Raw genomic sequence first — 8,393 nt, 5'->3', positions numbered from 1 at the left:
GGGCAACTTCACGCCCTGTCACTGCGTCCTTCATATGCCGCTTCCTTCCGAAGAGAGAGTCTGCGATGCGAGGGCGGCAGACCACACCACCCACAGGCATTTATCTTGGAAGAGCGATTTTTATCTTTGTACACGAAAATTCTTAAATTCGGCCAGCCCGCCGCTGCGGGCCGCAACAAGCCGCCAGGAACCCGCCATCCCGTTGACATTGGACAAACCAGACGCCCCCGCGCGCGCTTCGGCTAGAATTGCGCCACGCGCGATGCCCCCATCGCCGCCCGATCCATCCTTGCCGCGCCGCGCGCCCCGTGCGACTGCCGCGCGGCATCCGCCCCCGGGGCGCGAGACCACGTATGACAAACACACCCACCGCCACGCCCTTCAGCGCGCTTGCGCTCGCGCCCGCCACGCTCGAGAACCTCGCCCGCCTCGGCTATGTCGAGATGACGCCCATCCAGGCCGCCAGCCTGCCGATCGCGCTCGCCGGCAACGACCTCATCGCCCAGGCGAAGACGGGCAGCGGCAAGACCGCCGCCTTCTCGCTCGCGCTGCTCGCGAAGCTCGATGCGCGCCGCCTCGACGTGCAGGCGATGATCCTCTGCCCCACGCGCGAGCTGGCCGATCAGGTCGCGCAGGAGATCCGCCGTCTCGCGCGCGCCGAAGAGAACGTCAAGGTGCTCACGCTGTGCGGCGGCACGCCGATGAAGCCGCAGACCGCCAGTCTCGAGCACGGCGCGCATATCATCGTCGGCACGCCGGGCCGCATCATGGATCACCTCGAGCGCGGCATCCTCTCGCTCGACACGCTCAATACGCTCGTGCTCGACGAAGCCGACCGCATGCTCGACATGGGCTTCTTCGACGACATCGCCAAGGTGGCGCGGCAATGCCCGAAGGAGCGTCAGACGCTGCTGTTCTCGGCCACCTACCCCGAAGGCATCGCGAAGCTGAGCCAGCAATTCCTTCGCAATCCCAAGGAAGTGAAGCTCGAAGAGCATCACGACGACAGCAAGATCCGCCAGCGCTTCTACGAGGTGACGGACGAGGAGCGCCTGCACGCGGTGGGCATGCTGCTCAATCACTACCGGCCCGTGAGCACGATCGCGTTCTGCAACACCAAGCAGCAATGCCGCGACTTGCTCGACGTGCTGCGCGCCCAGGGCTTTCATGCACTCGCGCTGCACGGCGAGCTCGACCAGCGCGAGCGCGACCAGGTGCTGATCCAGTTCGCGAACCGCAGTTGCTCGGTGCTCGTGGCAACCGACGTGGCCGCGCGCGGTCTCGACATCGCCCAGCTCGAAGCCGTGATCAATGTCGACGTCACGCCCGACCCCGAGGTCTACGTGCACCGCATCGGCCGCACGGGACGCGCGGATCAGGACGGCTGGGCGCTGAGCCTCGCGAGCATGGACGAGATGGGCCGCGTGGGCGGCATCGAGCAGGCGCTCAAGCGCGAAGTGGAATGGCAACCGCTTGCGCAGCTCACGCCCGCCAGCGACGCGCCCTTGCTGCCGCCCATGGAAACCGTGCAGATTCTCGGCGGACGAAAGGAAAAGATCCGCCCCGGCGACGTGCTGGGTGCGCTCACCGGCGAGGCGGGCTTCAGCGGCGCGCAGATCGGCAAGATCAACGTCACGGATTTTTCAACCTATGTGGCCGTCGAGCGCAGCATCGCGCGCAAGGCGGTGAACCGGCTCAACGCCGGCAAGGTGAAGGGCAAGAAGGTGCGCGCCCGCCTGATGGAAGAGTAAGCGGGCAACTGGCGCGCGGCGGGACGGCGTGCAATGCGCGTCCCGCCATGAATGGGCTCAGCACGAGCCCAGAACCCGCTCAGGCTGCGTTCGCGGGGTGATAGTCGTCCGCGCCCCAGTACGCGCGCATGCTCACGATCTTGCCGTGCGCGTCGAATTCCATCACGTCGGTCACGTCGATGTGCGCCGGTCCGTTCGGACCCGCAACGTGGACCTTGAACGTGATGGTGGCCGCGTTCGTGTGCGAACCGCGCGGCGGCGCGATCAGCTCGAGCCGCGCGCCCACCTTCGTGGCGTGCCCATAGAACGCCTCGATCTCGTCGCGCCCGCGCTTGATGGGCGTGCCCACCGGGTCTTCGACCGTGGCGTTGTCGGCGAACAGCCCGGTCACGCGCGCGGCGTCGCTTGCGTTGAATGCCTCCACGTATTCGCGCAAGCACGCCTTCATATGTGCGGTGTCGTTTGTCATTCGGACTCCTAGCGTGCGGTATAGCCGCCGTCGATGATGAGCTCGGTGCCGGTCACATAGCGGCCCGCGGGCGAGACGAGATAGAGGATGCCCGACGCGATATCCTGCGGATCGCCGATCTTCGCGAGCGGCACCATCAGCTTCATTTGCCCGAAGATCTGCTCGGGGTCGCCGATCTTCTCGAACGCCTCTTCGAGCATCGGCGTGCGGATGAAGCCCGGGTGCACCGAGTTCGCGCGAATGCCCTGCGCGGCGTACAGCATCGCATCGGTCTTCGCCATCAGGCGCACGGCGCCCTTCGAAGCGTGATAGGCGGGCACGTCCGGCCCGCCCACGATCCCGTACATCGACGAGACGTTCACGATCGCGCCGCCGCCGGCCTGCTGCAGGGCCGGAATCGCGTACTTGGTGCAGAGGAACACGCCCGTCACGTTCACGTCCATCACCTGGCGCCACTGCGCGAGCGTGATCTCGTGCGTGGGCACGTTCGCGCCTTCGATGCCCGCATTGTTCACGAGCGCGTCGAGCCGCCCGAAGCGCGCCACGATCTCGCCAAACACGCGCTGCACCTCGGCTTCCTGCGTGACATCGAGGCGCCAGAAATGCGCCTTGCCACCCGCCGCAACGATCTCGGCCGCGAGCGCCTCGCCCTGCGGCAGGACATCGAGCACCGCGATGGCGGCGCCGGCGGCCGCGAGCGTACGCGCCGTTTGCGCGCCGATGCCACGCGCGGCGCCCGTGATCGCGGCCACCTTGCCGCTCATGTCGAAGAGTTGCTGTGTAAGCGCTTGCGTCTGGGGTTGCGTGCCGGTCATGCCGTCTCCTTATCCTGTGTCTTGCTTGTGCGTTCCGCGTGGTCTGCTCCCTTGTCGAGGTCGGCGAGAAAATCCACGCATTCGCGGTTGAAATATTCGCGGTGCTCCACCATCACCCAATGCCCGCAGCGGTTCATCAACACGAAGCGCGCGTCCTCGCACTGCTCGAGGAAGTGCATCGCGCCGCTCACCGGGTTGAAGCGGTCCTGCGTGCCCCAAAAACCGAGCACCGGGCAGCGCAGTTCCGTGAGCCGCGCCGTGAGGTTGGGCACGCGCATCGTCGAGAGCACTTCGGGCGGCTGCGTTTCGCACACCTTCAGGCGCTCCTCCACGAGCGCGTCCGTCACGAGGCTGCGATCGTGCACCAGCAGCTCCAGCAGATACCGCATGGTCTGCCGGTTCATCTGACGATTGGTGAAGAGCGAGACCATCTTCTGGATGCCTTCCATGCGGAAGTAGGTCTCGCGCTCCTCCACGCCACCGGGCGCCATCATGATGAGCGCCTTGACGTCGTCCGGATAGTCCAGCGCGTACTTCAGCGCGATCGCGCCGCCCAGCGAATTGCCGAGCAGCGTGGCGCGGCCCACGCCCAGCGCGACGAGCTGCTCGCGCAGGGCCTGAACGAAGAAGTCGAGCGTGTATTCGGCATCGGCGGGCTTGGACGACGCGCCGTAGCCCGGCAGGTCGACCACGATAACGCGGTAGCCGGCCGCCGCGATGGGCGCGTAGTTATGGCGGAAATTGCTGATGCCGCTGGCGCCGGGGCCGCTGCCGTGGATGAACACCACGGGCTCGCCGCTGCCGGCTTCGAAATGATGCAGCCTCAGGCCGCTGGGCACATCGGTGAAAGATCCGATAGTGCCGGCGGGTAAAGCCGTGTTCGGTGTTGCTGTCATGTGCTTTTGTCTCCTGTCCGGGGCAACGCTGTGCCGCGCCGCGCATCCATTCTCCAAACCGATGATCCGGGGCGCGAACGTGCGCCGCATCGTCTTTTCAGACTAAGAAAGCCCCCGGCATTTCCCCTACCATCGGCCTCGCCAGCGCGCCGGCATGCACCGGCGCATCCAGGCGCGCAACGGCGCATTCAGGAGACGAGGCTCATGACACCCTTTAATTACAGCGGCAAGACCGTGCTCGTGACGGGCGGCACGCGCGGCATCGGCGCGGCGATCGCCGGGGCATTCCGGCTCGCCGGCGCAACCGTCTACGTCTGCGGACGCAACGTGGCGCCGGACGCGGGCGCCGCATCCACCGACACCCACGCAAACGTAAAAGCACCCGCAAAAGCGGACACAAACGCCGACACCGACGCAGATACAAGCGCAACGCCCGCGCTGCGCGCGGTGGCCGCCGACGTGCGCGACATCGACGCCATCGACGCCCTCATCGCACGCATCGAGGCCGAGACCGGCCGGCTCGACGTGGTCGTGAGCAACGCGGGCGGCGCGCCGTTCGCGCTTGCCGCGCAGGCATCGCCGCGCTTCACGGAGTCGGTGATCCGGCTGAACCTGATCGCGCCGCTCTGGCTCGCCCAGCGCGCCAACGCGGTGATGCAGCGCCAGGCCGAAGGCGGCGTGCTGCTCTTCGTGGGCAGCGTGAGCGGCCTGCGGCCCTCGCCCGGCACGGCAGCCTATGGCGCGGCGAAAGCGGGCGTGCTCAACGCCGTGCGCTCGCTCGCCGTCGAATGGGCGCCGAAGGTGCGCGTGGCCGCAGTGAGCCCGAGCCTCGTGCACACCGAAGCGGCCACGGCCGACCACGTGGGCGAAGCAGGCTTGAGCGCGGCGGCGGCCACCGTGCCCGCGGGACGTCTCGCCACGCCGGCGGACGTGGCCAACGCCTGCCTCTTTCTCGCTTCTGCTCACGCGTCGTACGCGTCGGGCTCGAATCTCGTGCTCGAAGGCGGCGGCGAAGTGCCCGCCTTTCTCGCGGCCACCGAGGCGGGCAAGGCGTTCGGCAGTGCATAGGCACAGATAAGCCCACACGAGCGGGACGAATCGGGGCCCGCTAGCGACATTGCGCACGACGTCGATCTGGACACTGAGGGGAACCAACTAGTCCGTATTGACGATTCTCGCTGCGCACAAGCGCCCTAACCTCTGTCCACAACAAAGCCCCGGTGCACGAGACGACCCCGGGCGAGCCAGCGAAGCGCCACGGCCAGGACCCAAGCAGAGCCATCGAAAGAGCCACCAGAAAGCCATCTGAGGAGACACAATGAGAATCGAAACATCGCGTGCGTTAAAACCGATCACCGCCGCCTGCCGGCTTGCCCTTGCAGCTGCGTGCGTGAGCGCCGCGACGAACGCGTGGGCAGGCGACGAGATCGACTTCGGCAACAACACCACGCTCGACTACAACTTCACGATCGGCTACGGGCTCGGCGTGCGCACGCGCTCGCCGAGCGGCGATCTGCTCACTCCGGCCAACATCAACGGCGACGACGGGGACCGCAACTTCAAGGCCGGCAAGCTGATGGAGAACCAGGGCAACATCCTTGGCGAGGTGAACCTCAAGCACGACGACTGGGGTGTCTTCGTGCGGGCCGATGCGTTCTACGATCAGGTCTATCACCGCCCGAACTACAACGACGCACCGGACACGGTGAACCATTCGGGCACCTACAACCAGTTCACGGGTGACACGAGCTACTGGGCCGGCGCGCGGCCCCAACTGCTGGCGGCCTACGCCTACAACACCTTCCACATCGGCCAGACCAACCTCAACGTGAAGGTGGGCGACCAGGTGGTGGCATGGGGCGAAAGCGTGTTCTTCCCGAACATCGCGGGCGCGCAGGGCCCTGCGGACGCGACCAAGTCCTACGTGGCGGGTGCCGAGGTCAAGGACATTCTGCTGCCGGTGCCGCAGATCTCCACGCAGTGGCAGCTCACCCCCCGATTCAGCCTGATGGGCTATTACCAGTTCGCCTTTGAGGCGAACCAGCTCGTGCCACCCGGCGGCTATTGGAGCTATTCGGACATCGTCGGCCCCGGCTCGCAATACATTATCGGCCCGGGCGGCATCCAGATTCCGCGCGGCAACGACATCCGCCCCGGCAACGACCAGCAATGGGGTATCGGCGCACGCTGGCGGGTCTACGGCGCCACCGAGATCGGCGCCTATTACCTGCACTACAACGACATGAACCCGAGTGTCGTGATGTCGTACTACCCGACGCTCCAGTACCAGGAGAAGTATTTCGATCACATCAAGCTCACCGGCTTGAGCTTTTCGACCGAAGCAGGTGGCGTGAACATCGCTGGCGAAACCTCGTACCGCCAGGGCGCCGCGGTGCTCGTGAACGCACCCGCTGGGGCGACCGCCACGCGCGGCGACGTCTGGCAGTCGAACCTGTCGGCCATCTATACGATCGGGCCGACGTTCCTCGCGGCGTCGCAAACACTCGTGGCCGAAGTCTCGTACGTGCACACCGGCAACGTCACGCCTGTGAACGGCACGAGCACGCTCACGAACACGCGCAACGCGGCGGCCTACGAAGTGGCCTGGACGCTCAGCTACAAGAACGTCTTCACTGGCTGGGACCTCGACGTGCCGCTCACCTACGCCTCCGACTTCACCGGCACGTCGGCGCTATCCGGCGCACTCGGCTCGCTCACGGGCGTGGGCGACCACCGTGTAACCGTGGGGGTGGACTTCACGCGGCTTTCGAATCTGAAGCTCTCGCTCGTCTACGCGAAGTTCCTGGGCACGCCCAACGCGACGCTGCGACCGCTCGCCGACCGCGACTACGTGCTTGCCACCGCTACGTACTCCTTCTGAAGCGAGGGCGCCATACCGGTTGGCGCCCGCTTTCGGGGTCTTTGATCCAGCCGTATCTTTACCGCAAGAGGAATGGACATGAGTCGAACCTTTCACCACGCCATGCAAGTCTGCGCACTCGCGGCGGGCGTCGCGCTTGCCGCGGGCACGTTCGCGAAGACGAGCGCCGCCGACATTGCGAAGCTCGACAGCACGCTCACGCCGATGGGCGCCGAGCGCGCCGGCAACGCCGACGGCACCATCCCGGCCTGGACCGGCAAGTGGGTGGGTGCGCCTTCCAACGTCAACTACAAGCCGGGCGAGCGCTATCCAGACCCGTATGCGAGCGACAAGCCGCTCTTCACGATCACCGCGCAAAACATGGATCAGTACGCGGCGCGACTGACCGACGGCGAGAAGGCGCTGTTCAAGAAGTACCCGGACACCTTCAAGATCACGGTCTACCCGAGCCACCGCGACTTTGCCTACCCTGATTCCGTCTACAAGGCCATCAAGGAGTACGCGCCTAACACCGTGATGACGAAGGACCAGAACGGGCTGAAGGACTTCCCGCCCGTGACGCCGTTCCCGGTGCCGAAAACCGGCGTGGAAGCGATGTGGAACCTGCGCTTCGCCTCGGCGGTGGAGTCGGAGAATGCGACCTACGACCAGGCCGTGGTCTACCCGGACGGCAATATCGCGTGGGGCAAGGTGCAGTATTCGATCTACGGACCGCGCTCGGCGCTGCCGTTCGATCCGGCCAACAAGCTCAACGCCCGCAGCTTCTTCCGCCAGACCGTGGTGCTGCCGCTCTCCGATCGCGGCACGATCATTACGGGTTACGAAATGTGGGACCAGGACGGTTCGGACACGCGCCGCACGTGGACGTATAACCCTGGCACGCGACGCGTGCGCCAGTCGCCGGAGTTCGGCTTCGACCAGCCCGAAGGTCCGGGAGGCTTTCGCACCGTGGACGACGACCGCCTCTTCAATGGCTCGGGCGAGCGTTATGACTGGAAGATCCTCGGCAAGCGCGAAGTCTACGTGCCGTACGACAACTACAAGCTGATGGACCCGTCGATCAAGTACACGACGCTGCTCACGAAGGGCCATGAAGACATGCAGTACATGCGCTTCGAGTTGCATCGCGTGTGGGTGCTGCAGGCGACGCTCAAGGATGGCTACCGTCACCAGTATGCCAAGCGTGTGCTCTATCTCGATGAGGACACCTGGAACGCCGTGGCCGCCGACAACTACGACGCGCGCGGCACGCTGTGGCGCACGAACCTCGCGCCTACGCTCTATGCGTTTGATGCGAAGACGTTCTATTCGACGTCGGTGTTTTATCACGATCTGATTTCGGGCGCTTATTATGCGGACCGTCTGACGAATCAGGAGCCTATGCCTGTGCTCACGCCTACCACACAGAGCAACGAGGCCTACTACTCGCCCGATGCGATTCGCGGTGACGGCGTCTAAATAGTTCCTTTCGCGAGCTTGCCCGTAGGCCTCATGCGCATGCCTGAGTGGCTGCGGGCTTTTTTTTCCTCCACGGAGGGCGAAATTGTGATTTCTCTATTTGGGGCGTTGGCCTTAACTTGG

7 protein-coding genes are annotated in these 8,393 nt (G+C 65.5%); 4 read left to right on the top strand and 3 right to left on the bottom strand.

From position 1 onward, the window contains the following. Positions 1-353 precede the first annotated feature (353 nt). Positions 354-1,751, top strand: coding sequence for an ATP-dependent RNA helicase DbpA (dbpA, locus tag BO1_RS47560; protein WP_028223599.1), 1,398 nt, complete (start codon positions 354-356; stop codon positions 1,749-1,751). Between the two features lie 79 nt (positions 1,752-1,830). On the opposite strand, the gene BO1_RS47555 is transcribed toward dbpA, so the two are convergent. From BO1_RS47555 to BO1_RS55820, 3 genes are read right to left on the bottom strand one after another with little or no spacing between them, the layout of a single operon-like run. Next, on the bottom strand, positions 1,831-2,220 hold the full coding sequence (locus BO1_RS47555; protein ID WP_028223598.1) for a nuclear transport factor 2 family protein: 390 nt from the start codon (positions 2,218-2,220) through the stop codon (positions 1,831-1,833). A gap of 8 nt (positions 2,221-2,228) precedes the next feature. Continuing rightward, positions 2,229-3,035 (bottom strand): SDR family NAD(P)-dependent oxidoreductase, encoded by an 807-nt coding sequence (locus BO1_RS47550; protein WP_043289176.1) that lies wholly within the window; start codon positions 3,033-3,035, stop codon positions 2,229-2,231. After that, positions 3,032-3,931 (bottom strand): alpha/beta fold hydrolase, encoded by a 900-nt coding sequence (locus tag BO1_RS55820; protein ID WP_043289175.1) that lies wholly within the window; start codon positions 3,929-3,931, stop codon positions 3,032-3,034. The genes BO1_RS47550 and BO1_RS55820 overlap by 4 nt, the downstream gene beginning before the upstream one ends. A gap of 204 nt (positions 3,932-4,135) precedes the next feature. On the opposite strand from BO1_RS55820, the gene BO1_RS47540 reads away from it, so the two are divergent. The 3 genes from BO1_RS47540 (at position 4,136) to BO1_RS47530 (ending at position 8,270) form a co-directional block, all read left to right on the top strand. Beyond that, entirely contained in the window at positions 4,136-4,999 is an 864-nt protein-coding gene (locus tag BO1_RS47540) for an SDR family oxidoreductase (protein ID WP_028223596.1), read from the top strand. 250 nt (positions 5,000-5,249) lie between these two features. Then, on the top strand, positions 5,250-6,812 hold the full coding sequence (locus BO1_RS47535) for a DUF1302 domain-containing protein (RefSeq protein ID WP_043289173.1): 1,563 nt from the start codon (positions 5,250-5,252) through the stop codon (positions 6,810-6,812). 78 nt (positions 6,813-6,890) lie between these two features. Next, positions 6,891-8,270, top strand: coding sequence for a DUF1329 domain-containing protein (locus tag BO1_RS47530; RefSeq protein ID WP_028223594.1), 1,380 nt, complete (start codon positions 6,891-6,893; stop codon positions 8,268-8,270). The last annotated feature ends 123 nt before the right edge of the window (positions 8,271-8,393 follow it).

This window comes from Paraburkholderia oxyphila NBRC 105797, assembly GCF_000685075.1.
Taxonomy (GTDB): domain Bacteria; phylum Pseudomonadota; class Gammaproteobacteria; order Burkholderiales; family Burkholderiaceae; genus Paraburkholderia; species Paraburkholderia oxyphila.
The sequence above is the reverse complement of the archived record's forward strand: the minus strand, read 5'-3'. Positions and strand labels throughout refer to the sequence as shown.